Annotated in this window: 23 protein-coding genes and 1 pseudogene; 17 read left to right on the forward strand and 7 right to left on the reverse strand. The window is 40.9% G+C overall.

Annotated features, from left to right (window positions below):
• Window positions 1-1,113 precede the first annotated feature (1,113 nt).
• Window positions 1,114-1,359, reverse strand: coding sequence for a hypothetical protein (locus NSS77_RS13600; protein ID WP_342469230.1), 246 nt, complete (start codon window positions 1,357-1,359; stop codon window positions 1,114-1,116).
• A gap of 635 nt (window positions 1,360-1,994) precedes the next feature.
• Between NSS77_RS13600 and ltrA the strand changes: the two genes are divergently transcribed.
• On the forward strand, window positions 1,995-3,251 hold the full coding sequence (gene ltrA, locus NSS77_RS13605) for a group II intron reverse transcriptase/maturase (RefSeq protein ID WP_342471290.1): 1,257 nt from the start codon (window positions 1,995-1,997) through the stop codon (window positions 3,249-3,251).
• An 83-nt stretch (window positions 3,252-3,334) separates the two neighbouring features.
• Here the strand turns inward: ltrA and NSS77_RS13610 are convergent, their stop codons facing one another.
• Window positions 3,335-3,583, reverse strand: a complete 249-nt coding sequence (locus NSS77_RS13610) for a hypothetical protein (RefSeq protein WP_342469231.1) — start codon at window positions 3,581-3,583, stop codon at window positions 3,335-3,337.
• 110 nt (window positions 3,584-3,693) lie between these two features.
• Here NSS77_RS13610 and NSS77_RS13615 point away from each other — a divergent pair, with 110 nt between their 5' ends.
• The 5 genes from NSS77_RS13615 to NSS77_RS13635 all read left to right on the forward strand — a co-directional run bounded on the left by NSS77_RS13615 (window position 3,694) and on the right by NSS77_RS13635 (window position 8,317).
• On the forward strand, window positions 3,694-4,434 hold the full coding sequence (locus NSS77_RS13615) for a metal ABC transporter ATP-binding protein (RefSeq protein WP_342469232.1): 741 nt from the start codon (window positions 3,694-3,696) through the stop codon (window positions 4,432-4,434).
• A gap of 11 nt (window positions 4,435-4,445) precedes the next feature.
• Complete coding sequence (locus NSS77_RS13620) at window positions 4,446-5,291, forward strand: metal ABC transporter permease (protein WP_342469233.1); 846 nt, start codon at window positions 4,446-4,448, stop codon at window positions 5,289-5,291.
• Window positions 5,288-5,701, forward strand: a complete 414-nt coding sequence (locus NSS77_RS13625; protein ID WP_342469234.1) for a Fur family transcriptional regulator — start codon at window positions 5,288-5,290, stop codon at window positions 5,699-5,701. The genes NSS77_RS13620 and NSS77_RS13625 overlap by 4 nt, the downstream gene beginning before the upstream one ends.
• A 91-nt stretch (window positions 5,702-5,792) precedes the next feature.
• Window positions 5,793-6,731: a cobalamin-binding protein gene (locus NSS77_RS13630; protein WP_342469235.1), complete on the forward strand. Its 939-nt coding sequence runs from the start codon at window positions 5,793-5,795 to the stop codon at window positions 6,729-6,731.
• Between the two features lie 305 nt (window positions 6,732-7,036).
• Window positions 7,037-8,317 (forward strand): IS4 family transposase, encoded by a 1,281-nt coding sequence (locus NSS77_RS13635; RefSeq protein WP_340715701.1) that lies wholly within the window; start codon window positions 7,037-7,039, stop codon window positions 8,315-8,317.
• 488 nt (window positions 8,318-8,805) lie between these two features.
• Here the strand turns inward: NSS77_RS13635 and NSS77_RS13640 are convergent, their stop codons facing one another.
• Entirely contained in the window at window positions 8,806-10,047 is a 1,242-nt protein-coding gene (locus NSS77_RS13640) for an MFS transporter (protein WP_342469236.1), read from the reverse strand.
• 147 nt (window positions 10,048-10,194) lie between these two features.
• Window positions 10,195-11,580 (reverse strand): DHA2 family efflux MFS transporter permease subunit, encoded by a 1,386-nt coding sequence (locus NSS77_RS13645; protein WP_342471291.1) that lies wholly within the window; start codon window positions 11,578-11,580, stop codon window positions 10,195-10,197.
• A gap of 240 nt (window positions 11,581-11,820) precedes the next feature.
• Here NSS77_RS13645 and NSS77_RS13650 point away from each other — a divergent pair, with 240 nt between their 5' ends.
• The 7 genes from NSS77_RS13650 to NSS77_RS13680 all read left to right on the forward strand — a co-directional run bounded on the left by NSS77_RS13650 (window position 11,821) and on the right by NSS77_RS13680 (window position 18,028).
• Complete coding sequence (locus NSS77_RS13650) at window positions 11,821-13,356, forward strand: spore germination protein (RefSeq protein ID WP_342469237.1); 1,536 nt, start codon at window positions 11,821-11,823, stop codon at window positions 13,354-13,356.
• Entirely contained in the window at window positions 13,353-14,447 is a 1,095-nt protein-coding gene (locus NSS77_RS13655) for an endospore germination permease (RefSeq protein ID WP_342469238.1), read from the forward strand. Before NSS77_RS13650 ends, NSS77_RS13655 begins: the two co-directional genes overlap by 4 nt.
• Window positions 14,444-15,649 carry a Ger(x)C family spore germination protein gene (locus tag NSS77_RS13660; protein ID WP_342469239.1) on the forward strand — a complete coding sequence of 402 codons (1,206 nt, stop codon included), beginning with the start codon at window positions 14,444-14,446 and terminating at the stop codon, window positions 15,647-15,649. Before NSS77_RS13655 ends, NSS77_RS13660 begins: the two co-directional genes overlap by 4 nt.
• A gap of 90 nt (window positions 15,650-15,739) precedes the next feature.
• Complete coding sequence (locus NSS77_RS13665; protein WP_342469240.1) at window positions 15,740-16,291, forward strand: bifunctional adenosylcobinamide kinase/adenosylcobinamide-phosphate guanylyltransferase; 552 nt, start codon at window positions 15,740-15,742, stop codon at window positions 16,289-16,291.
• Between the two features lie 11 nt (window positions 16,292-16,302).
• Window positions 16,303-17,076, forward strand: coding sequence for an adenosylcobinamide-GDP ribazoletransferase (gene cobS, locus NSS77_RS13670; RefSeq protein ID WP_342469242.1), 774 nt, complete (start codon window positions 16,303-16,305; stop codon window positions 17,074-17,076).
• Window positions 17,049-17,645, forward strand: a complete 597-nt coding sequence (locus NSS77_RS13675; protein WP_342469243.1) for a histidine phosphatase family protein — start codon at window positions 17,049-17,051, stop codon at window positions 17,643-17,645. Before cobS ends, NSS77_RS13675 begins: the two co-directional genes overlap by 28 nt.
• Window positions 17,597-18,028 carry a bifunctional adenosylcobinamide kinase/adenosylcobinamide-phosphate guanylyltransferase gene (locus NSS77_RS13680; RefSeq protein WP_342469244.1) on the forward strand — a complete coding sequence of 144 codons (432 nt, stop codon included), beginning with the start codon at window positions 17,597-17,599 and terminating at the stop codon, window positions 18,026-18,028. Before NSS77_RS13675 ends, NSS77_RS13680 begins: the two co-directional genes overlap by 49 nt.
• A gap of 51 nt (window positions 18,029-18,079) precedes the next feature.
• Here the strand turns inward: NSS77_RS13680 and NSS77_RS13685 are convergent, their stop codons facing one another.
• Window positions 18,080-18,742, reverse strand: coding sequence for a CPBP family intramembrane glutamic endopeptidase (locus NSS77_RS13685; RefSeq protein WP_342469245.1), 663 nt, complete (start codon window positions 18,740-18,742; stop codon window positions 18,080-18,082).
• 382 nt (window positions 18,743-19,124) lie between these two features.
• Here NSS77_RS13685 and NSS77_RS13690 point away from each other — a divergent pair, with 382 nt between their 5' ends.
• Entirely contained in the window at window positions 19,125-20,924 is a 1,800-nt protein-coding gene (locus tag NSS77_RS13690) for a carbon starvation protein A (protein WP_342469246.1), read from the forward strand.
• Between the two features lie 293 nt (window positions 20,925-21,217).
• Window positions 21,218-22,153: a DUF4062 domain-containing protein gene (locus NSS77_RS13695; RefSeq protein ID WP_342469247.1), complete on the forward strand. Its 936-nt coding sequence runs from the start codon at window positions 21,218-21,220 to the stop codon at window positions 22,151-22,153.
• A gap of 71 nt (window positions 22,154-22,224) precedes the next feature.
• On the opposite strand, the gene NSS77_RS13700 is transcribed toward NSS77_RS13695, so the two are convergent.
• Window positions 22,225-23,580, reverse strand: coding sequence for a transposase (locus tag NSS77_RS13700; RefSeq protein WP_340714247.1), 1,356 nt, complete (start codon window positions 23,578-23,580; stop codon window positions 22,225-22,227).
• A gap of 310 nt (window positions 23,581-23,890) precedes the next feature.
• On the opposite strand from NSS77_RS13700, the gene NSS77_RS13705 reads away from it, so the two are divergent.
• Complete coding sequence (locus NSS77_RS13705; protein ID WP_342469248.1) at window positions 23,891-24,031, forward strand: hypothetical protein; 141 nt, start codon at window positions 23,891-23,893, stop codon at window positions 24,029-24,031.
• Window positions 24,032-24,259: 228 nt separating this feature from the next.
• On the opposite strand, the pseudogene NSS77_RS13710 reads toward NSS77_RS13705, so the two are convergent.
• Window positions 24,260-25,299, reverse strand: a pseudogene (locus NSS77_RS13710) (transposase).
• A gap of 244 nt (window positions 25,300-25,543) precedes the next feature.
• Between NSS77_RS13710 and NSS77_RS13715 the strand changes: the two are divergent.
• Window positions 25,544-25,771 carry a hypothetical protein gene (locus tag NSS77_RS13715; protein ID WP_342469249.1) on the forward strand — a complete coding sequence of 76 codons (228 nt, stop codon included), beginning with the start codon at window positions 25,544-25,546 and terminating at the stop codon, window positions 25,769-25,771.
• The last annotated feature ends 15 nt before the right edge of the window (window positions 25,772-25,786 follow it).

The following is a 25,786-nucleotide window of genomic DNA, read 5'->3' on the forward strand; positions in this document are numbered from 1 at the left end:
AATTTGCAACTTTGGCGGAAAAGCACTGCAGAATGGCGGATATTCGACTGATTTTGGCGGATATTACAATGCCGGGAAGCCTAAAATAATTGGCTCGGCGGATAAATTTGCAACTTTGGCGGAAAACCAATGCAGAATGGCGGAAATACGCCCAATTTTGGCGGATATCCTATTGCCGAGAAGACAAAAAAATTGGCTCGGCGGATAAATTTGCAACTTTGGCGGAAAACCAATGCAGAATGGCGGAAATACCTCTGATTTTGGCGGATATTACAATGCCGGGAAGCCTAAAATAATTGGCTCGGCGGATAAATTCATAACTTTGGAGGAAAAGTACTGAAGAATGGCGGAAATACCTCCGATTTTGGCGGATATCCCAATGCCGGGAAGCCTAAAATAATTGGCTCGGCGGATAAATTTGCAACTTTGGCGGAAAAGCACTGAAGAATGGCGGAAATACCTCCGATTTTGGCGGATATCCCAATGCCGGGAAGCCTAAAATGATGGCTCGGCGGATAAATTCATAACTTTGGCGGAAAAGTACTGCAGAATGGCGGAAATACCTCCGATTTTGGCGGATATCCCAATGCCGGGAAGCCTAAAATGATGGCTCGGCGGATAAATTCATAACTTTGGCGGAAAAGTACTGCAGAATGGCGGAAATACCTCCGATTTTGGCGGATATCCCAATGCCGGGGAGCCTAAAATGAAGGCTCGGCGGATAAATTCATAACTTTGGCGGAAAAGAACTGAAGAATGGCGGAAATACTTCCAATTTTGGCGGATATCCTATTGCCGAGAAGACAAAAAAATTGGCTCGGCGGATAAATTCATAACTTTGGCGGAAAAGTACTGCAGAATGGCGGAAATACCTCCGATTTTGGCGGATATCCCATTGCCGGGGAGCCTAAAATGAAGGCTCGGCGGATAAATTCATAACTTTGGCGGAAAAGAACTGAAGAATGGCGGAAATACTTCCAATTTTGGCGGATATCCTATTGCCGAGAAGACAAAAAAATTGGCTCGGCGGATAAATTCATAACTTTGGCGGAAAAGTACTGCAGAATGGCGGAAATACCTCCGATTTTGGCGGATATCCCAATGCCGGGAAGCCTAAAATGATGGCTCGGCGGATAAATTCATAACTTTGGCGGAAAAGTACTGCAGAATGGCGGAAATACCTCCGATTTTGGCGGATATTCCATTGCCGGGAAGCTTAAAATAATTGGCTTGGCGGATAAATTCATAATTTTGGCGGAAAACCAATGCAAAATGGCGGAGATACCTCCGATTTTGGCGGATATCCCATTGCCGGGAAGCCCCAAAAATTGACTTAGCGCAAATATGACCGATTTCCATCTCATCACAACATAGTCGAAGCAAACCTTCCTCAATTACTTGTTCAAACAAAAAGAGCGAATGGGGGATAGTCCCTTTCGCTCTTTTTGTGCGCCCGGCATGTACATGAACGATAGGGTGTAAGTCCCGAACCCCGAAGACAGAAGTAGAGGTTAGCTCAACACAATGGTGTCCGTGGTGACGCGGAATCTGAAGGAAGCAGGAGGCAAAACACCGGTCCGAGGAACACGAACCTCATATAAGGCTAGGTATGATTGAGTGAGTTTGCATAACAAAACAAAGCTCTTTCTGTCGAAGGTCATATCGAGTAAATGAGGCGGATAGATGGTGTGAAAGTGCATGTACTTACCCGGGGAGGTCTGGCGGATATGTGAAATACTCTTCGTAACCTACTTAGTGATAAGTAGCTGAACCGTCAGAAGTCAGCAGAGGTCATAGTATTAGTTGGTCTAGAACAACTAAGAAGGACCGAACAATGAAGAGAGAATAGCCCTTGGCATTCAGTGAGTCATGATGAAACAGAAAACGTAGTACCTCACTTGAGGAAGGAAGCGGTGAATCCCGTGGGGGACCTCTTGGAGGGTGGAGTGACCACTGGCATAAAGAGAACAGCTATTCACGGAAGGAGAATAACGATGCTTTTGAATCAAATCCTGTCACGGGAGAACATGCTTCAAGCACTAAAACGTGTAGAACAGAATAAAGGAAGCCACGGAGTAGATATGATGCCCGTACAAAACCTACGACAGCACATAGTCGAAAACTGGCTATCTATTAAGGAGGCAATTCTCAAGGGAACTTATGAACCAATGCCAGTCCGCAGAGTCGAAATCCCGAAACCTGACGGCGGTGTTCGTTTACTAGGAATCCCTACCGTAACAGACCGTTTGATTCAACAAGCAATCGCCCAAGTACTTTCAAAAGTGTATGACCCTACATTCTCTGAAAACAGCTACGGATTTAGACCAAACCGAAGTGCCCATGATGCGGTGAGGAAAGCGAAAGAATATATAAGAGATGGACATCGATGGGTTGTAGATATGGACTTGGAGAAATTCTTTGATAAGGTCAACCATGACAGATTAATGGGTACACTCGCGAAGAGAATCCAAGATAAACCATTACTGAAATTGATTCGTAAGTATTTACAATCGGGAGTCATGATTAATGGTGTGGTGTCAAGCACATTAGAAGGAACTCCACAAGGAGGACCATTAAGTCCGCTACTATCTAACATTGTACTAGATGAACTAGATAAAGAATTGGAAAGAAGAGGACACAAATTCGTTCGATATGCGGATGACTGTAACATTTACGTGAAAAGTAAACGAGCAGGACTTCGCACAATGGCAAGCATTCAACGATTCATTGAAGGAAAACTACGACTGAAAGTAAATGAAAAGAAATCAGCGGTCGACCGTCCATGGAAACGTAAGTTTCTAGGATTTAGCTTTACCTATCATAAAGAGCCAAAGGTTCGTATCGCAAAAGAAAGCCTTAAACGAATGAAGAATAAAGTTCGTGAAATCACATCACGCAAGATGCCCTACCCGATGGAATACCGCATTCAGAAACTGAATCAATATCTAATGGGATGGTGTGGATATTTTGCGTTAGCAGACACCAAATCTATATTCCTTGAATTAGATAAATGGATTCGTAGAAGACTTCGAATGTGTCTATGGAAGAACTGGAAGAAACCGAAAACAAAGATGCGCAACCTTATTCAACTTGGCGTACCACAATGGCAAGCGTATGAATGGGGAAATACTCGGAAGAGTTATTGGCGTATTTCAAAAAGTCCAATATTACACAGAACCCTTGGTAACTCCTATTGGAGAAACCAAGGGCTGAAAAGTCTTGAAGCTCGTTATGAAAACTTGCGTCAATGATCTTAATTGAACCGCCGTATACGGAACCGTACGTACGGTGGTGTGAGAGGACGGGAGTTAATCGCTCCCTCCTACTCGATTAGTTATCTCAAATCATCCAGCATCTTCTTATATTTTTTAAATTTCTTCGAACCCAATATTCGCTCGGCTTCTTTCAAAACCCAATCCGGTATTCCCGTCACAAGCCAGGTGATGTTGGCCTTTTGAGCCAGTGGCCGGAGTTGCCGGATCTCCTCAATCGTCAAATCCACTCCGTATTGCTTCGCCATTTTCCTGATTTCGTTATCGGATTTCGATAATAATGACTCCCAAAATTCAATAATCTGATTCATCTCGTCATCCTTTCCATTGATCAAGCAAGAAACCTTTACAAAGATACGCAAATCTCGTATACTTACAAAATGTAAATCGTAATGATTATGAATTAGAAAGAAGAGAAACGATGAAAAAACCTTTTGTCGAGTTGAAAAATGTTTCGTTTAACTATGGATCGGATCCCGTTTTAAATAACGTTTCTATAACAGTGGATGAAGGGGATTTTTTAGCCCTTGTCGGTCCGAATGGTTCGGGAAAATCCACTTTATTGAAAATTATTTTAGGGTTGCTGAAAGCCAAAGGAGAAGTAACGCTTTTTGGCGAACCGGTTTCTTCATTCCAGCATCGGGAATGGATTGGATACGTTTCGCAAAAATCCAATTCTTTCAACACCGCCTTTCCGGCAACCGTGAAGGAAGTGGTGCAAAGTGGATTGACGAAAAAAGCCGGATTATTTAAACGGTTGCCAAAGGATGCAAATAAACGGGTGCATGAAGCTTTGGCTGCTGTCGGAATGGAGCAGTTTCAACACCGCAATATTGGCGAACTTTCCGGCGGCCAACAGCAACGGGTGTTTATTGCGCGGGCATTGATTTCTGAACCCAAATTGCTCGTTTTGGATGAACCGACAGTCGGCGTGGATATCAAACAGGTTCAATCATTTTATGATATGTTGGGAGAATTAAATAAGAAACACAATTTAACCATCATTTTGGTTACTCATGATATTGAAACGCCTTCCAACCAGATCAGTCATGTAGCATTTTTGAATAAGCGCATTCTTTTTTACGGAAACATGGAAGAATACAATCAAATTCCAAAAGAACAAATTTATGAGTGGTACGGTCATTCCGTACGGGCGGTGTAAGGAGAGCGGGTATGTTAGATGCAATCATTCATTATGAATTTTTACAAAATGCTTTTATTGCCGGAATCATTATAGGTTTCATTGCTCCTCTGTTGGGTGTGTTTATTGTGGTCCGCAGAATGTCCCTGATTGCCGATGCGCTCTCCCATGTTACTTTGGCGGGGATTACGGGGGGATTATTGGTAAATCAGAATCTGGCCGCATTGGGTTTCCTCAATCCCATTTATTTTGGAATAGCGGCCAGTGTGCTTGGTTCTGTTTTTATTGAAAGGTTACGGGCTTTATATAAACATTACGAAGAATTGGCGATTCCGATCATCATGTCCTGCGGAATCGGCTTGAGCGCCATCTTTATTTCCCTGGCCAATGGTTTCAGCACCGATGTGATGGGCTATCTTTTTGGCACGGTTTCCGCCGTTTCAAGACATGATTTATGGATCATCCTCGCCATTGCTTTCATTGTGTTGTTATTTTTGGCATTCTTTTTTAAAGAAATGTTTGTGTTATCCTTTGATGAAGAGTATGCAAAAGCGTCAGGGCTTCCGGCGAAAATGATCCATTTTCTGTTCATGGTCGTGGTTGCATTGACCATTGCCGCAAGCATGCGAATTGTCGGGATCCTGCTTGTTTCTTCATTGATTACGCTGCCTGTTGCTAGTGCAATGCGGTTGGCGAAAGGGTTTAAGCAGACGATGATTTATTCGGTTCTATTCGGGGAATTGGCGGTGATCGCTGGATTGATTTTGGCCTTCTATTTGGATTTGGCCCCGGGCGGAACCATTGTCGTGACTTCGATTCTGATTTTGATTATCGTCATCTTGTTCAAAAAAGCGGTTCGGAAGGAGGCGCAGCAATGAACCGGGAAAAAGCTTGGGAAATATTAAAAGCGAATGGATACAAAAAAACGGATAAACGGGAGCTCATTTTATCGATGTTTGAAGCGACCGATAAATATTTGACTGCCCGGGATTTGTTGGAAGTGTTGAAAAAGGATTATCCTGGCATGAGTTATGATACGATTTATCGGAATCTCGCAACCTTTGTCGAGTTAGGGATATTGGAAGAAACCGAATTGAATGGGGAAAAAAATTTCCGAATGCATTGCGAAGTGGATCACCATCATCACCATTTCATCTGTTTGAAATGCGGAATGGTGAAGGAAGTATCGTTATGCCCATTGGAAATGATGGAATCCATGCTACCAGGTTATTCCGTTGAATCCCATAAATTTGAACTCTATGGAAAATGTCCGGCATGTAATGTATAATTTTTCTTATGATGCAAACAAAGGGGCAGAAAAAATACCATTTATGAGCAAATCTGTTCCTGGAAAATAAAGAAATAAAGAGGGGTAAGAAATGAAGCTGAAGAGAATCTATTTTTTACTTGCACTTATACTTGCCTTGGCATTAGCAGGCTGCGGCAAAGATGATGAAGCGGCGCCAAAAGAAACAGATGCCAAAAAATCCGGCGATTCATACACGGTGGTGGATGATCGCGGGGTGGAAATCACATTTGATAAAGTGCCTGAAACCGTCATTTCGTTGCAGCCAAGCAATACGGAAATTTTGTTTGAATTAGGCGTGGGAGACAAAGTTATTGGTGTTACGGATTATGACGTATGGCCGGAAGAAGTGCAAAACATTGAAAAAGTATCCGACACAATCAATGTGAACTTGGAAAGGGTCATTGAATTGAATCCGGATGTGGTATTTGCCTACACAATGGGCGGCGAGGAACAAGTGGAGCAGTTGGAAAGCGCGGGATTGAAAGTGTTTGTCATCCAATCCGCCAGCTCCATCGAGGATGTGTACGGCGACATTGGACAAATTGCCCAAGTGATGGGCGTTGAAGACAAAGGTAAAGAATTGGTTGAAAAAATCAAAGGTCAATTTGCTGAACTGAAAGAAAAAACAGATAAAATAGAGCAGAAGAAAAAAGTTTATTTTGAAATCGCTCCTGCACCGGATATTTGGTCCATTGGTTCAGGCACATTCCAGCAAGAGTTAATTGAAGCAGCGGGGATTGAAAATATTTATAGAGATCAAAATGGTTGGTTTTCAATATCTGAGGAAGACATTATCAACCGCAATCCAGATGCAATTATTACAACGGTGAATTATGGCAAAGATCCAACAGTAGAAATTAAATCTCGCCAAGGTTGGGAATCTGTTACGGCTATTCAAAATGGGGCCGTTTATGAACTGGATGCGAATATTTTGGACAGACCTGGTCCACGCATTGCAGAAGCAGCCGAATTAATGGCCAAAACAATTTATCCGGAAATATTTGAATAATAATAATCCAAATAGAAGCCAGGCCATTCATCCGACAAAAAGAGGCTGGGACAAAAGATAAAAAACACCATTTTCTCACGGGAGAAAAATGGTGTTTTTTTGATAATTGAAGAAAATTGATTTCCGTTCCGGGGACGCTTTCCGCGGGCCCGGCTCGAGCCCAATGTCATCAACTTAACGTTACATTTAATGGAAAATAATATTTAATTTAACTTTTATAAAATTAGGTAATAAGCCTCTTGTAATTTTAAAAAGGCCACCAAAATCGTTTTAGAATCCAATTTTTGGTTAATAAAACGAGGATGGTGGTTTTTTTGAAAACAAAAAGTACTTTTTTAGGGGCAATTGAGATTACTCGAAAGTTGCTGAATGATGTGATGTTTATGCTTGAATCTCGGACAAAAGAAACGTATTTTACACGAAAAGAAAAGAAGTTAAATTTTAAAAATACTATTCTATTTAGCTTAAACTTTGTTAAAAAGAGCCTCCAAATTGAACTTGACGACTTTTTCGACAAATTTAATTTATCAGAAATTAGTATTTCCAAACAAGGCTATTCAGCCGCACGAAAAAAGATTTCTCCTCTCGCTTTTGTAAAACTTACAAAAGCGATTGTGAATTGGTATTATGAAGAAAATTCCTTTAAAACTTATCGTGGATTTAGACTTTGCGCAATCGATGGAAGTGTGCTCCAAATTCCTGATACTGAGGAGCTTCGAAATTATTTTGGGTATGGAAAAAATCATAAGACAAGTTATGCAAGAGCTAGTGCCTCTTGTATTTACGATCTTGAGAATGGAATCATTATTACTTCTAGAATCAATCCATATAAGGTAGCTGAGCGAGATAGTGCAAAGGATATGATTGAAGAACTCGTACAAATTGGATTAAAAAATGATCTTTTTTTATTTGATCGAGGGTATCCATCGAGAGATTTTATTGCCTATTTAGATGCCCTTGGTATCAAATATGTGATGCGATGTCAAAAAAATACGATAAAGGAAATTGTCGAAGCGAAAGATGCTGATCAAAACATTCATATAATACATAGGAAACAAGTGATTACTGCTCGTGTAGTTAGATTCCCACTGGATTCTGGCACGGAAGAAATACTTGTCACAAATTTAACCGAGGAAGAGTTTGATATCTCTGAGTTTAAATCTCTTTATTTTAAACGCTGGGGAATTGAAACAGAATATAATGATGTGAAAAATAAAATCGAAATAGAAAATTTCACGGGTAGTTCGAAAATCGCAATTGAACAAGATTTCTATGCATCAATATATTTATCGAATATGGTCAGTTTATTGAGAAATGATGCCAATGAAACAATTAATGAGGAGAGTAAGAAAAAAAGACGAAAACATGATTATCAAGTAAACACAAATATCTTAATAGGAAAATTAAAAGATAGGATGGTTCACTTATTATTAGAAGATTGTCCAATCAAAAGAGAGAGAATGTTTACAAAAATCATGAAAGTGATTATAAGAAATAAGACACCTATTCGGTTTGGGAGAAGCTACCCACGAAGGAATGGTCTGTCCTCAACAAAGTATCCCCTAAACCAAAAAAGGTGTCTATAAACAATACGTAGGATAAATATAACCTATTTGTTTATTAAATGTAAATAAATTAGGGGCTTAAAAAAATAAAAATTTAAGCCCCGGGCATCCTATTGCCTTTTTTAGCCGATTTTAGAAAATTATCAACACTTTGTAGGTTGAATAGTATTTTTAAAAGTAGACAACCAGATGGTTGCCTACTAACTGTAAATTATTGGTTGTATAAGTTTCTGACATTGGGCTCGAGCCTCCTCGGAGCTCAAACCTTCGCTCCTGCGGGGTCTCGAGACTCGGGCTGTTCCCGCAGGAAAGCTTTTGCTTTGCGACGAAAGCGGAGCGACAGGAGCACTCGCCCCGTCACTCCAATCATTTTTCTGTGATATCAATTTTTTACAAAAAATTTTTTTGCAGCTCGTTCACTTTATTAGTTATGTCCCAGCCTCTTTTTTATGGGTATTGAGGTGGTGCATATCTTCACCCAATGTCCCCCTATGGATAAATTTGAAAATCTAATGTTGCTGTTTTTTGATCACAATGACAAATAGGCTTGCCAATATACAGAAAATGCCTGCCATAAAAAAAGCCCATGTATATGTATTAAAATATTTATAGACCAGTCCTCCCCCGTAGGCGGCGAAAGCGGCGCCAGCCTGGTGGGCAGCATATACCCAGCCGTAAATGACCGCACTCTTCTGCACGCCAAAAATTTGCCTTGAAATATTGATGGTTGGAGGCACCGTGGCAATCCAATCCAAGCCGTAAAACACGGTAAATACAATAAGCCAGGCAATGTGGCCGTTCATTAATAAAAATGGTAGCACCACTAAAGAAGTTCCTCTTAAAAGATAGTAACAAAATAGCAGCCATCGATTATCAAAACGGTCAGACAGCCAACCGGAGAGCGTCGTCCCCAAAATATTAAAAATCCCCATAAAAGAGAGCAGTGAAGCTGCGGTGACAAGCGGGATCCCAAAACTGATGCAATAGGATACAAAATGGGTCCCGATCAGCCCTATTGTTGAACAGCCGCAAATAAAGAAACTTCCGGCCAACAACCAAAATTCTTTTTTCTTTACGGCTTCAGCCAATCCCCCAAATGCTACCACGACAGGATTGCCATGTTGGGTATTCTTTGTTTCCTCCATCTCCTCAAGTTGGCCATAGGGTAAAATCCCCATTTCCTTGGGCGAATTTTTCATAAAGAAAAAGATGATCAGGGTCATTACCATCAGGATCGCAATGATGAACCCGATTGCCCAGCGCCATGAATAATTTTCAATAATCATCGCCAAGATGGGTAGCAATAGTAACTGGCCCGTTGCGGTGCTCGCTGCCAGGATCCCGGTGGCAAGCCCTCTTTTTTCCTTGAACCAATGATTCGCCACATAGGGACTTAATACGGTTAATAACAGACTGGAACCGAGACCAAGGATTGTTCCCCAGATGATAATCAAATGCCAGGATTGTTTCATGAAGAAGGTCGAAAAGAGCCCGGCCAGCAAAATTCCCATTGAAGCGAGCATCATTTTCTTCAATTTCCATTTTTCCAATAAGGCGGCCATAAAAGGGCCAGCCATTCCGTAGAAAAGCATGCAGATCCCAAAGGAAAGGGAAATGATGGAGCGGTCCCAGCCAAATTCTTTCTCAAATGGGGTCAAGAAAACGCCTGAGGATGAAACCACGATTCCTGCTGTCAGAATGGAGAAAAATGAAATGATTAATATAACCCAACTATAGTGAATGCGTTTCAAGGTGACCCCGCCTCTCAATCAATGATTCTTGTTTTAAACCGCCCGTCCAACATATGACGGAATTTTCTGATAACAAAAGGGTGGAAAGGATAGATTCAGGCATTTCTTTCCGCCCGGCTATCCTTATATAGTGTTGCTAGGAAACGATCAATTCGCGCTTTCCATCGGACGCTTTTCCTTTTTTGCAAGGAAGAAGGAGAGAAGAAGGCCGACCGCACCGAAAAGCATCGCAACGAAAAAGGCGATTTTGATTCCTTTAAAGATCCCATCGTGTTGGATATTGCCAAAACTCATGACGGTCACAAGCAATGCGGCGAAAATGGAAGAGCCGACTGTACGGATCGTGTTATGCATGGCCGTGCCATGGGCAATGAGTTCATGTGGCAATGAATTGATCCCTGCTGTCATCAAAGGCATGGAAAGCAAGGCAAATCCCAGCATTTGAACTGTAAAGATCGCGGAAATAGCGGCAAATGACGTATCCTGGCCGATGAAATTATACAGAATGGTTGCCAGTACAATACAGCTGAATCCGATGATGGCAAGCCCTTTTACGCCGAACCGGTCAAACAGCTTTCCGGAAATCGGCGACATGGCACCGGTAATGATGGCACCTGGCAAAAGCATCAATCCGGAGGTGAGGGCCGTGCCTTGTCGGACATTTTGAACAAAAATCGGCAAGATGGTTTCAATGCCGATCAGCAACCCGAATACGACGATGGAAAGAATCGTCGTCAACGTAAATTCCTTGGATTGGAACACGGTGAAATTCAACATCGGCTGGGACAGTTTAAATTGTCTCCGGATAAAAAAGAATAATGAGATGGAGCCGATCAGGATGGAAAGGATGACATTCAGCCCCGTCCATCCATAAGTCCCCACCATACTTGTCGCGTAAAGGAGGCCGCCCCATCCAAAGGAAGATAAAATCACCGATAACACATCCAGTTTCCGTTCATGCTGTGTTGTCACATTCTTCATTAAAAAGATGGCAAGGACGAATACGATCAGTGTAATAGGCAAAACGGTATAAAATAAAAATCTCCAGGAAGTGTGGTCAATGATCCATCCTGCAAGAGTCGGTCCGATAGCCGGAGCAAAACCGACCACCAATCCGCTCATCCCCATCGCTGCGCCGCGTTTTTCCACGGGATAGATGGAGAAAATCACCGTCTGCATCAACGGCATCAACATACCCGCCCCGATGGCCTGAACGATCCTTGCAACGATGAGCAGCCAAAAATTCGGCGTGACGGCACCAATCAAGGTTCCAATGGCAAAAATGCCAAGAGCAAAAATTAATAAAGCTTTGCTGCTATATTTTTCAATCAGAAAGGCGGTAATGGGAATCATGACGCCATTGGCCAGCATGAAGCCCGTTGTCACCCATTGGGCCAGTGTCGGACTGACGGAAAATTCTTCCATGATAGATGGCAATGCCACGATGAGCAACGTTTGATTCAGCAAAGAAACAAAAGATGCTGCAAGCAATATACTGACAATCAAATTCCGATTATATGAAACACTTTTCATAGTTTCCAAAGCTGCAATTCTCCTTTTTTTCAAATGAAAAGGAAATAATAAGAAAATCTTAAATTAAGTGAGAATAGAAATCAAGCAAAGAGAAAATAATCGCATGTATGGAATATCTTTCTTTGAACATAATAACAACAAAAACATGAAATATTCAGGTAGGTGATTGGATTGTCACCGTTCTTCAAGAAAAGCAATCATAAGACAGATCAAACGTCCATTTATCCGGTGAGCAAGATAGTGAACGAATATAAGGATAAACAAATGACAGGCATTCTGGATGACAATGTCCGCCTGCTGAAAGAGATTTTTCATAAGGATATGGATTATTCTTTGCGGACCTTTGAACTTTTTCAACATAGACATGCCGCCATTGTTTATCTGAATTCTTTGGTGGATCAAGAGGTCATCAATCATGACGTCATAAAACCATTGCAACATTATGAAGCTCCTGAAAAAGAACCCTTGGACATCCTAAAATTTCTCATCGACAATATCCTTTATTTCAACGATGTAAAAAAAGTGAAAGACTTTTCAACGATTATCAGCTCCATTGTGCAGGGAAAAGCGGTTGTTTTTATCGACGGGATCGCTGAGGCGCTGGAACTGGATGTTGTAACAAAAGAAAAAAGGAGCATCGAGGAACCGGAAACGGAACGGGTGGTACGGGGAGCGAGGGACGGTTTTATCGAACATTTGTCCACGAATATTGCCTTGCTCCGTTACCGCCTGCCCATTCCGGAATTCCGGGTGGAAGAATCGGAAGTGGGGGCAAGAACGAAAACGAAAGTGGTGGTTTGTTATATCGAGGATATTGCCAACCCCACATTGGTGGAAGAAATGAAAAAAAGAATCGATGCGATTGAAATTGATGGGGTTCTGGACTCCGGTTATGCGGAGCAATTTCTTGAAGATAATCCGTTATCGCCTTTTCCCCAATTGATCAATACCGAAAGGCCGACCAAAGTGGTGGGAAATCTTTTGGAAGGCCGTGTGGCGGTAATGTTTGAGGGGAGCCCATCCGCGCTGATCGCACCCGCCACGTTTAATCAGTTTTACCATACAACGGAAGATTACAATGAACACTGGGTCATTTCTTCATTCGTGAGAGTTTTCCGGATTCTCGCCCTTTTGTTTTCATTGACTTTTTCTTCCCTTTATGTGACCGTCATTTCTTTTCATCCGGAATTGATTCCGGCGAAATATGTCGTTGCGGCTTCCAGCGGGCGGCACAGCATTCCGTTTCCCGTCGTCCTTGAAGTGTTGATGTTGGAACTCGCCATGGAAGTGTTGAGGGAAGCTAGTGTGCGGATGCCGCAACAAGTCGGCGGGGCCTTATCCATCGTCGGGGTGCTCGTTGTTGGACAGTCAGCGGTGCAGGCGGGATTTGTCAGTCCCATCACCGTTGTCATCATTGGAATGTCCACCATCGGATCCTTTGCGATTCCCTCATATAATGCGGCCAATACGTTCCGCATGCTGCGATTTCTTCTCATTATTTTGGCAGGCACCCTCGGCTTGTTGGGGCTCGCTTTAGGTCTTATGGTTGTGGTGAATCACATGCTGTCCTTGCGTTCCTTCGGTGTGCCTTATATGGATCCTTATGCGCCATTCAATATGAAAGCGATGAAGGATTCCATTATCCGGTTTCCGTTTTATAAATTAAAAAAACGTCCTTCCAATATTCATCCGCAAGATCAAACACGTCTGGGAGAAATGGAAAAGCACTATACCAATTACAATTTCCTCGATAAAGAAGAAAGGGAAAAAATATGAAACATACCGATTCAATCAGTTCCATTCAAATGGCCATCATTATTGCAAGTTCAATCATTGGGGTATCCTTGATGGTATTGCCAAGATTCGTTGCCTCCAAGGTGGGGGAAGCGGCAATATTGGCAAGCGTTGTCGGGCTGTTGATATCATTTTTGAGTGTCCTTGCTATCACTTTATTGGGCAGGAAATATCGAAATTATACCATCATCGGATGCAACCGATTAATATTGGGGAAATTTGTGGGCAATTTGATGAATTACATGATCATCCTTTTGACCATTTTCCTTATGGGGCTTGAGGTTCGGCAATTTTCGGAAGTCCTTGCCAGCGGTTTATTGCCGAACACACCGATCGAAATATCCATCGCTTTAATGATCATTCTTTGCGCATTGGTCGGCTTCCACAATGTTTCCACCTTCGCTTATATTCATACGTTCTATTTGCCTTTTTTATTGATTCCGATGGTCTTTTTTATTCTTGCCTTTGAAGATATGGAAAGTTATCATTTATTGCCCATTTTCGGCCATGATTTATCCTTTTTTGAGTTTATGTCCGGTGCTTTCGAGATGTCCTCCGCAATCACCAATTTTTTTGTAATCTCCTTGTTGATCCCTTATATAAAGGATAACGAAAGCATGGTAAAAAACGGGATTTGGGGTTTCTTCCTGGGCGGGCTCGCCATCCTGTATACCATTATCGTTGCTCTTGGCGTATTCGGGGTGAAAGAGCTGGAGCAAATTCATTGGCCTGCATTGTCGTTGAGCCGGGTGATCGAAATACCGGGAGAAGTATTATCAAGAGTGGATGCAATCATTCTCATAACATGGATTTTTGCGGTTTTTACCACATTGCTGTCTTACTTTTTTGTCATTGTCCGGGGAACCGCAGAGATTTTTCGGACGAACCGGTTTGCCTTTATTTCAACGATTATGATCCCCATCATATTCGTGGTTGCCTTAATTCCAAACAATGTATATGAAATTTTTGAATATGTCATCACCATCGCTAAAATTGTGACAGTTCTCTTTATATTGCTTCCGTTCGGTTTGATCGTCATAGGCCGTTTCCGGAAAAAGGTGGGAGTGCAATGAAAAGGGTCCTATTATTTATGGCTATCATTCCAATCCTGATGTTGTTGAGCGGGTGCTGGGACCGATATGAGCTGGAAGAAAGGGCGATGATTCTTGCCATCTCCATCGATGTTACCGATGATAGGGAAGAAGTGGAAAAGTATGAAGTGACCCATTCGAAAGGGGATTTTCCGGTTCGTGAAGATCAAAAGTATTACAAACTGACGGCCCAATTGGCGGTTCCGGGAAAAATCATGCTCGGTCCCGGCGGTGGAGAAACGAATTCAGAAGATACGGACTGGCTGTTGGTCACATACGGCTATACGATGAAAGATGCGCTGTCCAATTTGCAACAGGAACTGGCTGAGAAAATATATTTGGGACATATTCAAATTATTGTCGTCAGCGAAGAAATCGCGAAAAACGGAATCAGTGAGATCATGGATTTTTTGAGAAGGGATTATGAAGTTCGGAGAAGCGCCTGGCTCATGATTACAGATGGGGGGGAGGCCCAAGATATATTGAATGCCACGCCCCCAATCCAAACGATACCTTCTTTATATTTATCCAACACATTGAAAGATGCGGTACGATTCGGAAAATTGCCGAAAGAGTTTTTGGGGAAGATATGGATCGATTTTTCGGATATCGGGGTGGATGCCATGATTCCCCTCGTCAAATCCATGGGGGATCATATTCTCGTGCATGGGCTCGCGTACTTTAAAGGAGATAAGATGGTTGGAAAACTGACACCGACCGATACAGGTGCCATATTGGCGATGCAAGGCATGAATCCCGCAGGATATTCGAACGTTGTTGAAACGGAGGATCAAAGCGGAGTATACCTTATCAAGCCGCAAAGAAGAAAGTCGAAAATTTCGGTGAAACTGGTGGATGGTGAACCGAAAGTGACCATCAATGTGAAAATAGAAGGGTTTGTGGAAGAACAAAATCATGTAAATGATTTAAGCAAAGACAGGCTGGAGGAGCTCGAAAAGACTTTATCCAACTACGGTGAAAAAGCATTGTCCAAGCTGATGAAAAGACTTCAGCAAGATGAATCGGATATTCTTGGAATTGGAGCGAGGGTGAGGGCGAAATATCCGAAATATTGGCATGAAAAGGTCAAAGACGATAAGGGCTGGTATGAAGTGTACAAGGATTTGGATATTCAAATTCATTTGGATTATAAAATCCGTCGTGTCGGCATGGAATGGAAATAGGAAATTTATTTGATTCAGGCTGTCCTTTCAATGATATACTCATTGTTGGACAGCCATTATTTTTTGTTGATTTTAAAAGGAGCGGACAAGGTGGGCAAAATCATTTTTATTACCGGTGGAGTCCGGAGCGGAAAAAGCGCCTTTGCGGAACACTATGCGAAAACCCTTTTTGGGCGGCATCAGAAAGGGTTATTTTATATCGCTTCCGGCGTCCCTTTTGATGAAGAAATGAAAAAGCGGATACGCCGGCACCAAAATGACCGGGAACGATCACAATTGCCGTGGGTGACAATGGAAGTCGCCGATGACCTGCCGCAAGCGACTTTCGGTGCGGACGACATTGTATTGTGGGATTGTATCACGACCTGGTTAAACAATGTATTGTATAAAACGGAACAGAGTGAAAATCGATATGTAAAAATTCAACAATCGATTGAAAGATTCCAACAAACGGTCGGGCGATGGAAACAGGACGGTGCCATTGTGCTGTTGGTATCGAATGAAGTGCTCGATGAAGCCTCTTCAATCTATGAGGAAGTCAATTTATATCGTGAACTGATCGGCAAGCTTCATCAATGGATTGTGGCAATTTGCGATGAAGCGTATGAATTGGATTATGGAATCAATGTACGTAGGAAATAGGCGGTGTTTTTGTGAAAAATTTAGTATATGGATTTTTATTATCTTTGCAATTTTTTACTTCCTTTCCCATCCGGAAGGCGCTTCCGATGACGGACAAAAGCGTGACAGCAATGTTTGGCGCAATGCCGTTTATCAGCCTGTTGATGGGAATGGCGGTTGTACTGGTGATCCGATTAAATGATGTTTATTTTGAATTTTCCCCGCTTTTTTTAGCCATTTTGGTGGCGGTGCTGAATGTGGCCATGACAGGCGGTTTGCATCTGGATGGCTGGATTGATTTGGGGGATGCGTACTTTTCCTACCGGGACAAAGAAAAAAGGCTGGAAATTTTGAGCGACTCCAGGGTTGGAGCATTCGGCGCGATCGCTTTGGCGGTCCTATTATTATTGAAAGTGGGCATTTTTCATGAGATGTTCCTTCAGCGCCCTTCACATCTTTTTTATTATGTTCTTATAGTGCCCCTTTTGTGCCGTCTGGCGATCATGATCTATTTTAATATGTCGGTCAATGTGAAGGAGTCGGGATTGGCCGCTTATTTTAAAAAACAGGTGATTCCGGGTCGTCTTTGGATCTTTATAGGGGTTTATCTGTTGATCATTCTCGTGTTTGGAATTTTGTTGAAGGACGTTTTTTTCTTTGTTTTGCTAGTGGTCATGCTGATTTCGGCCTTATTTTACCGAAACTGGACGTACAAACATTTCGGCGGCATGACGGGCGATTTGCTCGGCGCATTATATGAAGGGATGGAACTGGTGCTATGGGGAATTCTGTTGTTGTGCATCTGATTCGCCACGAAAAAACGAAGGCGAATTGGCAACGGAAATATCTTGGATGGACGGATGAACCGATCGCGATCCGGAAGGCGGTTTGCTCGGTTCCGGTACATACAGAAACCGTCTATGGCAGCGATTTGAAACGCTGCCGGGAAACGGCAGAACTGTACTTTCCCAATGCCCGGTACCTCCCGTTTTCCGGTTTGAGGGAACTCGATTTCGGGGATTTTGAGATGAAAACCTATGAAGAATTGAAACATTTTGAAACCTATCGCCGATGGATTGATGCGCCGTACAAGGTGACGCCCCCCGACGGCGAATCTTTTGTTGATTTTGAAAAGCGGGTGCTGGACACGTTTCATCATATTGTGGGCAGCGGAGGAGAGTATGTGTTTGTCGTCCATGGCGGGGTGATCCGATTGTTGATTTCAAAATTTTTGAAGGAACATAGTTTCCAGGAAGTGACGGCAGAGCATCGAACGATTTACACTTTCGTTTGGGATGATGTTGGATCGTTGAAAGGGGGAGAAGCATGCAATCGGTTATCGGTGGCGCCTATAACGGTAAGAGAAAATTTGTAAAGGAATCATTGAAAGACTTGGAGAATCAGCGGATCTTTTTCTTTGAAGGGGAAATTCCGGACGGCCCCTTTACAAAAGGGGATTATGTCATCGTTGGCCATTTTGAAAAGATGGTCCCCCAATACGAAGGCTTGTCCGAAGATGAAATTGTGGAACAAATGATGGCCAAGTTGTTGAAATTGGATGAAGTGACGAATTTGATTTGCATATGCACAGACATCGGCCGCGGCATCGTCCCCCTTTCCAAAGAGGAGCGCCATTTGAGGGATACTTGCGGCCGGTTGTATCAGCAACTGTTTGAAAAGAGCGAAAAAGTGATCCGGGTGTGGTATGGGATTCCTGAAGTGTTGAAAGGGGACCATTGCCGTTTGATCAAATCTTAAACACACCAATTGAAAACTTCTGCAACCAAATTATCGGTGCAGAAGTTTTTTTCATGCAAAAAACATGACCCATCCGATGAGGATGATGGCAAGATCCGCGCTGATATGCACCACCCAGGAGCCTTTAAAGGAACCGGCCCGTTTCGTGAGAACGTCAAAAACAAAACCCACGGCAAATAATGAGAGAAGAATAAGGAGCATAATCCAAAGGGAAAACCAGCTTTGAAACAACGCAATATGATAAATGGAAAACAACAAGGAAGAAAACCCATAGGCGGTTTTCCGGTAACCCGATTCATAAAGATTCAAGAAGATGAATCCCCGGAAAAAGAACTCTTCCAAAAAAGAATTCCCAAAAATGATATAAATGCCTCTCAAAATATACTCGTTTTTTGACAGTTCCAGTTCTTTCAGGATATTGGAAAAGTCCACAAAGGAACCAAAGAGCCAAAAAACAAGCCAAATGATGCAGAAAACAGCGGTGGAAAGGGCAAAGCTCAACCGCAGCCCCGATTGTTTTTCTTTCATCCTTTTGGCAGGTTGAAACCATTTCCAATAAATCAGCGGAATGGAAGTAAAAAAGATAATTTTGAAGATCGTTTTGATTTCATAGGTGGATAAAAGAATCTGTTCAATGATGTATAACATGATGCATGCAAAAATGGACGCAACAATGATGAAAGCGGGTTCTTTGTATTTATGAATCAATGACAATAAACTGCAACTCCTTTTTGGAAAAAAACAACTGAATTGGATTGTACTATATAAACGTTTCAACCTCCCATCCGGTTTCGGAGAAGAGGAAGTTGGATGGAAATCATTGAAATCATTGAATTTTTAGAAGATTTATAAAAAAATAGTAATTTACTAGAATATTTTACCGTTAATATAGAAAAATAAAGCAAAACTGATTTTAAAGGTTTTTATAGTGAAAACAATTTCTTCTATTATTATGTAGTTGATTTTTATATAACAGATGAAACAGAAAACTATTGTTATATAACAAAAATGGTGCTAGGATATGTTTATATTCAAAATAAAAAGATTATTAGAATAATGAAATGGAAAGTAGAGAGAGAAAGGGGAATAAAAGGGGATGAATGCAATCACCATTGTAATCGGGGCAATCTGCATTTTAGTAATTGCTTACCGATTTTACGGCATTTTCTTTACGAAAAAAGTGTTGAAAATCAAAGATGATCAACCGACACCGGCACATACATACAATGACGGAAAAGACTTTGTGCCAACAAATAAATGGATTGCTTTTGGCCATCACTTTGCGGCCATTGCAGCGGCTGGTCCATTGGTGGGACCGGTGTTGGCGGCCCAATTCGGATATCTGCCGGGATATTTATGGCTTTTGATTGGGGCCGTTATTGGCGGGGCTGTGCATGATGCGGTGGTGTTATTCGCATCCATGATGAAAGGCGGAAAATCCCTTTCAGAAGTCATGAAAGAAGAATTGGGACCGGTTGCCGGCTTTTGTACAGGCCTTGCCATGCTATTTATTATCACCATTACGATGGCAGGACTTTCCATGGTGATTTTGGGGGCGTTGGCTGAAAATCCATGGGGCACATTCGCCGTTGCTTCCACCATTCCAATCGCCATGATCATGGGATTGATCAACCGGTTTACCGGAAATATCAAATTATCGACCATCATCGGTGTGGTTCTGCTCGTTGCGGCAGTCTTCTATGGACCATCCATCCAAGGCACTTGGTTGGGGGATGTATTAACTTTAGATAAAGATACATTGGCGATGATCTTGCCGGTTTACGCGTTCTTTGCGGCAGCCTTGCCGGTATGGTTCCTGCTTGCACCGAGAGATTATCTGTCCAGCTTTATGAAAATTGGGGTATTTATCGCGTTAATCATTGGGGTATTTATTATAAATCCAACAATACAATTTCCAGCCATTATTCCGGATTTTATTAATGGCGGCGGTCCCATTGTTGCGGGTCCTGTATGGCCATTTGTATCCATCACCATCGCCTGCGGTGCGATTTCCGGTTTCCACGCGTTTGTAGGCTCCGGTACAACACCGAAAATGCTGAATCGTTGGGAGGATATCCGACCTGTCGGATTTGGTGCCATGTTGGTGGAATGTGTGGTAGGGGTGATGGCATTGGTTGCCGCGACGGTTCTACATCCGGCCGACTATTTCGCCATCAACTCGGCGCCTGAAAAATTCGCCCAATTAGGCATGACGGTCGTGGATTTACCGGTGCTTTCCGAAGCAATCGGCATGGATCTTGAAGGGCGTACTGGCGGTGCGGTGACATTGGCTGTGGGGATGGCTTCCATTTTCTCAGGCATCAAATGGTTCAGCCATTTGACAAGCTACTTCTATCAATTCGTCATCATGTTTGAAGCCGTCTTCATTTTAACGGCGATTGATGCCGGTACGCGTACGGCCCGATATTTGATTCAAGACTTTTTGGGGAATGTGATCAAACCGTTGAAGAAAACGGATTCGATGCTTGGAGCAATCGGTGCAAGCGCCTTGGCCTGCTTGATGTGGGGGTATTTATTGAATTCCGGGGACATCGCATCCGTATGGGCGCTGTTCGGGGTATCCAACCAGTTGATGGCATCCATCGGGTTAGTGTGCGGGGTGACATTTGTATTGAAAATCGCAGATAAACGCATTTACGCCCTGACATGTTTGATTCCGCTCGCTTACCTATATGTGACGGTCAATGTGGCAGGCATCTGGATGATCAAAAATGTCTACTGGAACGAAGCGGCAAGTGGATTCAATATGGTGAATGGCGTGTTATCGGTCATCATGTTGGCGCTTGGGTTGGTGATTGTGGTGACGTCCATTGTGAAGTGGAAAGAACTTTGGGCAAGCCCCCGCTTCAGCAAAGTGGCAACCATCAACAACTAATCTGGTGATGGTTGCCATGAATGGGATGGGAAACATATAAAATGAAGGGGTTCATCATAATAAATGCAGAACTTTGCAAGATTTGAATGCAGGGTTCTGCATTTGTTTTTTGTTTTAAAAAATAAAAATTAATTGTTGATAGAAGCTGGTAAGCAATTTGAAAAATCGGAAAATAAGATTTTTGATTGTAGTATAATAAAAGTGTACATATACCCTTTATTACCGGATTATTGTAAATTGTATATAAATACAACAGATTCGTTCTGCAATAAGCATAAATGGAGGTGAAAATAGTGGATAAACTTTCAGTCTTTATTAGTTCTGTTGCTCAAGATTCATTGACAACGTTGAGGATGAGAACTAAACAATTATTAGATAATTTGGGTCATGAAGGTATTATTTTTGAAGAGAGTATTATGTTTACTGAATTGGATAGTGTTAAAACATGTTTGGAATATGTAAAAGACAGTGATATGTTAATATTATTTATAGACACTAAAGCTGGCTCAATGATTTCCTCCGAAGGTAAATCTGTTACTCATTTGGAATTTTTAACTGCCCATGAAGAAGGAAAAAAGGTCTTGGTTTATGTAAATCGACAAGTTGTTGATGAATTTTTTAAATTAAAAAATAAATTAGACGAAGTTAATGATTTATATTTTAATAATTATAGACAATTCGTAAACGTAGTTGATACTTTCGAAACTACTTACATATCAGATTCATATGTTCTTGTTCTTCTATATGATTTATACCAAAAAGGTTACTATTTAAATTCATTTGAGTTAGGCATTGATTTAGATGATCAAATTAAACAGCATTTATCTTCAATTATGAAAAAGAGCTTAAGGTATCTCAGTATAGAAAAAGATATTCAACGAGCAATGTATCATTTTTCAATATATCGTGATTTTTACGAAAATTCATTAAGGCTTGTTGAATTGATTAGAAACGGAAAAATCGTCGACGCAAGACTTTTATTATCTAGGCTTCAAAATCAAATGGATAGAATTGTAGTTGAAAAAAAATCTAAATATCAAAATGAAAAAATTACAGTATTAAATCCGGCAACGGCAATTACTTTATATTCAATGGAAAGTGATGAAATGGTATTAGTTGAATATAGTGGAGATGTAACTGCCGAAAATATCCCTTTGGATAACCGGGATTCTTATGTTGTGATAACGGCTACAAATCCTGTATATGAGGAAGCGTTATTTTATAATTGAATCAATTTCATAAATCATAGTTTTTCTGAAGTATAGAGTACCCCTATACTAAAAACTTTGTTTTTTTTAAATTATGCAACTTGGTTTTGTTGCTGTAATAAAGCATTGATTCGATCAACTGCTAGTTTGCAGGTATTATAAATTAACGTCACCAGATTGAAATGCATTTTTGCTTTCTTTCCTGTACGATGACGGACATTGTTTAATTGAAAGTATTCCTTTAAATAAGCGTTAACGCGTTCGACTGCTGTACGTTCTTGATAAAGCTGTTTCCATCGTTCTGTCCCACGTGCTGGATAGGTAAATTTACGGATATCTATATCACATTTGATTTTGAAAACTTTTTGGCAAAGGGTGTCTTCTCGTAATGGGCAAGTTGCACATTCCTTTGGACGTGTGAATTTTAATGTATTGTACTTAGCGTCAAAGCTGTCATATTGGTAACTATGTTCACGCACACAGGTTGGACGAAAATGTTCATCGAATCCTATATATTCTCCTTCTCGGCGAACGTTGTAAGGAATCACGACTCGCATGGACTGTGATACGGCTTGACGGTAAATAGGTTCAACATCATAACCAGCATCAAATATAGCGATTGTAAATTGACCGTTTCCTAAGTGATGAAGTTTTTTCAATAATGGAATCGCAGCTTTACAATCACTTAAATTACCTGAGGACATCAAACGAGTGATGATATATTGACTTTTCGTCGAAACAGCTAAATGTGCTTTATAACCAAACCAGAATGTATTTTTTCCTTTACTATTCTTTTTCACACCCCATTTTGGCTCAATCGGTACATCCTTCCAAAGGGTTTCTAATGGGATATCCAGCTGTTCTTTCAGTTCTTTTTCATAGGTTGATTGATTTCCTTTTTTCTCTACTTGTTCGGCTAACCAAACAGCTCGTTCAGCTTTCGTTTTACGACCACGTTTTTTAGGAGTTTTAGGTGCTTTCTTTTCTGATGGTGTGAAAGCATCACGAGCTTCAAAGTGACTCGCATCGATGGCGACATGTTCATCATTTAGAAAGCCTTCCAACATCGCTGTTTTGATGAGTGTATCGTTCATTTTATCTAGCACATCTGATTCACTAATGACTTGAATCATGCGTGAATAAGAGCTTTCAGATGGTACGACATCAGACACAAGGAATCCACAGTCGAAACGAAATAAAGGATCATGGACCAAACGTTTGACTAAATCCTTCATTGTTGGAATTCGTTCGACAATACGAATAATCAGCGATTGAATCATTGCACCATAATTCAATTCACGTGGTGCACCTTTCAATGTCTTTTTAGAAAACAATTGAAATATAGGCTGAATGTCGATAGCACTAAAAATGGCTTCATAACGATGGGAACTTTCCATTTCTAATAATTGATGGATGTCAAAAAGAGAAATTTGTTTTACAATAGTCATAGGGTACTCACCTCTTTCGTATGGTTTGTTTGGTTACCTACCATTATAACGAAATTTGGGGAGGTACCCATTTTTTATTGTCTTGAATCCCTTGAAAATCAAGGGGTGAGAATTATGAAATTAACTCAATTATGATAAAAATCTTTTTTATTTTTTGTTTAAAGTGAATACATATGTTTTTTTGTGTGCATTATCCAAACGATGGGGAAATTATTAAAGAAGAGTATCATGATTTTGTATTTAATGCTATACTAGAGTCAAAGGGATATCGTTATTGCTTTTTTCTGAAAAAATTGATGGAGGGGTAAGTATGAAAAAGGAACGGATTGTATTGGTTGCATCCGCAAAAAAAGGTTATGGCAAACAAATTATCGAACGTCAACTTGCTGCAATGAAAAAAGAATCTGCATCGATTCAAGAAAAATTTGCTAAAGTTTGTGGTACAAGGTAAAAAATGGTACGATATGTTAATTACTCGTATGTATTTTCTTGAAGATAATTTGAAGGTAAGAAAAAGCCGAAATTTCGGATGTAGTGAATGCAAAAGAATATATGTTTGTAACCGGAAAGTCGCCATAAAATAAGGAAAGTATTTTCCCCTCTTTCAGGTTTGAAATGGAAGACAATAGAACAAATTTTTATTAAAAAGAGAATTTGAGTTTGTTCAAATTCTCCTTTTTCAATTTCTCTCCATTTTTTTGGTCGTTTGATCTTTGTTGGCCGTGTATATCCGTAAATTCACGGCCATTAAGGCAATGCCCATTTCATTTTCCACCTTCGATTTTCCTCGGACGGAAAATCGGGTGAAACGCGAATTAGCCTTCAAGAATCCAAAAACTGGTTCTACGTCTATTTTACGTTGACGGAAAATAGAACCTGCTTTTTCTTCTGAAAGCTTCGCTCTTATATATTCTTTTTGTCGTCTCCATTTTTCATTCACCATGACCTTTCGGTGGTTGCCTTCCTTTGATTTTGTGCATGATGAACGAAATGGACATCCTGAACAGTTTTCACATTCATCATATTCCCAATTGTCCGGATGAAATGGGTTTTGTTTATATTTCATCTTTTGTTCTTTCTCATACATATGGTATATGGAATAAGCACCTCGCGTTTGCGATCGGAAAGGATATCCCCATAGTTCACTTCACTGCCATACCATGCATTTGCCACAATATACTTTGGCAATTCAAAAATAATGTTGTTCTATCTCATCTAAAAATGGAATGAGTGTACGTGTATCTGAAGGATTTGGAAAGATGCCATAAGCCAGTACGTACTGACCTTTCGTTGCGATTTGTACATTGTACCCAGCTTTCAATTGGCCGTTTTTCATATAGTCGTCTTTCATACACATGAACGTTGCATCTAAGTCTGTTTAGGAATAAACTGTTCCGTTCCCCCAAGATGTCAAAGTCTTTTTGGTACCTTTGTTCCCGTAGAATGAAGTCTATTAATTGTTTGTAGGCTTGTTTGGGATATTTCCGGTCGCTTCTTATAATAGAGCTTCAATTTTTAACCTGAAAAGGCAGACTGCGAATAGGCACAAAAAATAATTTTGAGCATCATACGTGGATGATAAGCAGGACAGCCTGTATTTCGAAGAAACGAATGGAAGGCTTCATCAGGGATACTTTCAACAAAATGATGAATGTGGAAGGCAATATCATTTTCTTGTAATTTTATTTCTAAAACTAGAGGTAAATCTAATTGATACATGTTATAATATTTTAAATATAAGGACACTTCCTTTAGCTAAAATTTTTGGGGTCAGATACTTAAATTTTAGCAGAAAGTGTACTTTTATGATGCAATAAAATTAAGCCGCCGACACTTTACTTTTGTAAAATGCCAGCGGCTAATTTTTAGTTAGAGGTGGTTTTGTCCCAGCTTCCTTTAAGCAAAAATACATAATTAACAAAAATATAAATTAATGTTAAAATTTTCTATAGGAGGTGGGTACATGATAAGGTGTATGATTGTTTTGATGACACTTGTTTTAACAACAGGGCTTCTTTATTTAGTGGGGCATCTATTTACCATTCCGTTCATGTTTAATCACCAATATACAGATCATTCAAATGGCCTCTACATTACGAGTGGTTCATTGATTCCTTTCATAATGGGTCTAATGGCCAGTTTTCTTGCAGAAAAAATTTATATTCATAAGTACCGGGAAAAGCTTGGTTGATAACACCAAGTTTTT

This window comes from Ureibacillus sp. FSL K6-3587, assembly GCF_038593165.1.
Lineage (GTDB): Bacteria > Bacillota > Bacilli > Bacillales_A > Planococcaceae > Ureibacillus > Ureibacillus suwonensis.

Bases quoted from the DNA above. Each gene is read 5' to 3' on its own strand.
- NSS77_RS13620 (WP_342469233.1), top strand. From the start codon at position 4,446: ATGTTAGATGCAATCATTCATTATGAATTTTTACAAAATGCTTTTATT.
- NSS77_RS13660 (WP_342469239.1), top strand. From the start codon at position 14,444: ATGAAAAGGGTCCTATTATTTATGGCTATCATTCCAATCCTGATGTTG.
- NSS77_RS13700 (WP_340714247.1), bottom strand. From the start codon at position 23,580: ATGACTATTGTAAAACAAATTTCTCTTTTTGACATCCATCAATTATTA.
- NSS77_RS13715 (WP_342469249.1), top strand. From the start codon at position 25,544: ATGATAAGGTGTATGATTGTTTTGATGACACTTGTTTTAACAACAGGG.
- NSS77_RS13680 (WP_342469244.1), top strand. From the start codon at position 17,597: ATGCAATCGGTTATCGGTGGCGCCTATAACGGTAAGAGAAAATTTGTA.
- NSS77_RS13625 (WP_342469234.1), top strand. From the start codon at position 5,288: ATGAACCGGGAAAAAGCTTGGGAAATATTAAAAGCGAATGGATACAAA.
- NSS77_RS13705 (WP_342469248.1), top strand. From the start codon at position 23,891: ATGAAAAAGGAACGGATTGTATTGGTTGCATCCGCAAAAAAAGGTTAT.
- NSS77_RS13655 (WP_342469238.1), top strand. From the start codon at position 13,353: ATGAAACATACCGATTCAATCAGTTCCATTCAAATGGCCATCATTATT.
- NSS77_RS13610 (WP_342469231.1), bottom strand. From the start codon at position 3,583: ATGAATCAGATTATTGAATTTTGGGAGTCATTATTATCGAAATCCGAT.
- NSS77_RS13600 (WP_342469230.1), bottom strand. From the start codon at position 1,359: ATGGAAATCGGTCATATTTGCGCTAAGTCAATTTTTGGGGCTTCCCGG.
- NSS77_RS13690 (WP_342469246.1), top strand. From the start codon at position 19,125: ATGAATGCAATCACCATTGTAATCGGGGCAATCTGCATTTTAGTAATT.
- ltrA (WP_342471290.1), top strand. From the start codon at position 1,995: ATGCTTTTGAATCAAATCCTGTCACGGGAGAACATGCTTCAAGCACTA.
- NSS77_RS13615 (WP_342469232.1), top strand. From the start codon at position 3,694: ATGAAAAAACCTTTTGTCGAGTTGAAAAATGTTTCGTTTAACTATGGA.
- NSS77_RS13645 (WP_342471291.1), bottom strand. From the start codon at position 11,580: ATGAAAAGTGTTTCATATAATCGGAATTTGATTGTCAGTATATTGCTT.
- NSS77_RS13630 (WP_342469235.1), top strand. From the start codon at position 5,793: ATGAAGCTGAAGAGAATCTATTTTTTACTTGCACTTATACTTGCCTTG.
- NSS77_RS13675 (WP_342469243.1), top strand. From the start codon at position 17,049: ATGGGGAATTCTGTTGTTGTGCATCTGATTCGCCACGAAAAAACGAAG.